The sequence below is a fragment of the Synechocystis sp. LEGE 06083 genome, assembly GCF_015207725.1.
In the GTDB taxonomy this organism is placed as follows: Bacteria; Cyanobacteriota; Cyanobacteriia; order Cyanobacteriales; family Microcystaceae; genus Synechocystis; species Synechocystis salina.
Window position 1 is genome coordinate 1 of sequence record NZ_JADEWJ010000450.1, and the last position, 1,338, is coordinate 1,338.

Annotated in this window: 2 protein-coding genes; both read right to left on the reverse strand. The window is 52.7% G+C overall.

What is annotated here, in order from left to right; translation table 11 throughout:
• Window positions 1-129: 129 nt before the first annotated feature.
• Window positions 130-774 (reverse strand): HEAT repeat domain-containing protein, encoded by a 645-nt coding sequence (locus IQ219_RS19655; protein ID WP_194073737.1) that lies wholly within the window; start codon window positions 772-774, stop codon window positions 130-132.
• Window positions 775-939: 165 nt separating this feature from the next.
• The coding region (locus IQ219_RS19660) for a transglutaminase family protein (protein ID WP_194073739.1) at window positions 940-1,338 on the reverse strand (399 nt) is incomplete at its 5' end.

Below are 1,338 nucleotides of genomic sequence, written 5' to 3' on the forward strand. Positions count from 1 at the left end.
TGGTGAAAGTGTTGATGGCCATCTTTGCTGGGTAAATTAATTTGGAAATTTTTCGTTCCAGTGTATGGCCAATCTGGGTCTAGGTTTTGACAATCCCTGCAGTGGAAGCTTAAATCTGCTCTACAGGGTTTACATCGGGCTGATATTTTCCAGGGCCAAAAGAATGCGTTCCCCCACGATCGCCTCTGGTTCCCGTTCCAATAAGGCTTGGAGAAATGTTGTGAGGGGTTGGCGATAATCGACGGCCTGGGTAGCTAAATTTTCTAGACCGGCGATCGCCCCGTAGCGCACTACCCATTCGGGATCTTCACAAACTTGGAGTAGGGTATCATAAATGGCTTTTTGTACTGTCTTCTGTTCTTCCTGGGGTAGGGATTGCCAACGGAGAAAACCTAGTCCCTTGGCCGCCGCCCGCCGCACACTGAGGGCAAAATCCGTCAGGGCCGCTTCCTGCAACAAAGCCAATGCCCTCGGATCACCAATGCCTGCACAGGCTCTGGTGGCCCAGGCCCTAGCGCCATAATTGTAGCCATCCATATTGGCCAGCAAGTGGGCCATGGCCGCGTCCCCGATTTGGATCAGTCCATCTACCGCCGCCACCGCTGCCCCTGGATTGTTGTAACGCAACACCGTGGTCAATTGGGGTACTGCCAACGGCGATCGGGTGGCCGCCAGGGCTCGCACTGCCCCCACTAACTTGGCCGCCGAGTCTGCGGTTTCCACTGCTTGGATTAATTGTTCAATTTCCGGAGTTATGACGCTATTATCCTCCATGGTTTAGCCCCTGAAGCCTACGCTACCTATGCTACTGACAGTGAATCACCATAACATTGCTTCGGCCCTAACATCTCTGTAAATACCAGGCATTAAAGAGCGGGGGAATATTCCCAGCACTACCTCGTAGACAGGGGAGGAAGTTTCCCTCTTACCAAAGTTAAATTAATCAGCCAAATGCACCGCCGGGTCTAGTTCCTCCAGGATGGTGAATTGCACATGGTTAATGGCCAGTTCGCCAATGGAAACCACCTGTTTATTGACGGGAATACCCTGACTCAGTAGCTGCTCAAAGGGCACATCCTTGGCGGTTTCAGCGTGGTACCAAGCCAGACCCATAAAGAAACGGGTGGGGTACGGGCCACCATCATTGGTGTCGTCGGGATTAGATTCCATAGGCAACCAACCGATGCCGGGCAGATAAAATTCAAACCAAACATGGTTGAAGTCCGGTTCCATGGGCAAATTACGCTGGAGGGGATGAGGGGGGCATTTATAGCGGCCAGCGGTGCGACAGGCAATGCCATTCAACCGGGCCAGGGCTAACAAAACCCCCACGTATTC